This is a genomic window from Roseicella aerolata, assembly GCF_020523605.1.
Taxonomy (GTDB): Bacteria; Pseudomonadota; Alphaproteobacteria; order Acetobacterales; family Acetobacteraceae; genus Paracraurococcus; species Paracraurococcus aerolatus.
On the sequence record NZ_JAJAQI010000186.1, the window covers coordinates 1 to 634 of the forward strand.

A 634-nucleotide genomic window follows, 5' to 3' on the forward strand; every position below is an offset into this window, starting at 1 on the left:
GAGGTGTCCGCGATGCCCAGACCCCATCCTGCCTACGCACCGGAGTTCCGGCGCCAGATGGTCGAGTTGGTCCGTGCCGGACGCGACCCGGCCGACCTTGCCCGCGAGTTCGAACCTTCCGCCCAGGCGATACGGAAGTGGGTCGCCGTCGCTGATCGGCAGGAGGGCCGGCGCGAGGCGAAGCCTGCCCCTGCCGAGGCCGCCCTGACTGCGACCAAGCGCGAGGAACTTGCCCGGCTGCGGCGGGAGAACAAGCAGCTGCGCCAGGAGCGCGACATTCCCTCTCGAGCGGCGGCCTGGTCTGCCCGCGGTTGAAGGCACTGCCTTCAACGGGGCGATCCCGTCCGGGTCTTCGAGTTCATGAAGACAAACCAGGCCACCTTCCCGATCGCCCGGATGGCACGCCTGCTTGGCGTCTCGCGGGCCGGCTACTACGCCTGGCTCGAGCGGCCCCCGTCAGCCCGCGCCGAGGCGGATGCGGCATTGCTGCGGCGGATCCGGACCGTGCACGTCACCTCGCGCCAGACCTACGGCGCGCCGCGGGTGCATGCCGAACTCCGGGCCAGGGGCGAACGGCACGGCCGCAAGCGCATCGCACGTCTGATGCGCAGCGCCGGCCTGATCGGTGCCAGCC

The 634-nt window shown here is 71.3% G+C and carries 2 protein-coding genes; both read left to right on the forward strand.

Going from position 1 to position 634, the window contains the following annotated elements:
* On the forward strand, positions 1–315 hold a 315-nt coding region (locus tag LHA35_RS28480), incomplete at its 5' end, for a transposase (RefSeq protein WP_226615286.1).
* A gap of 45 nt (positions 316–360) precedes the next feature.
* The coding region (locus tag LHA35_RS28485; RefSeq protein ID WP_226615288.1) for an IS3 family transposase at positions 361–634 on the forward strand (274 nt) is incomplete at its 3' end.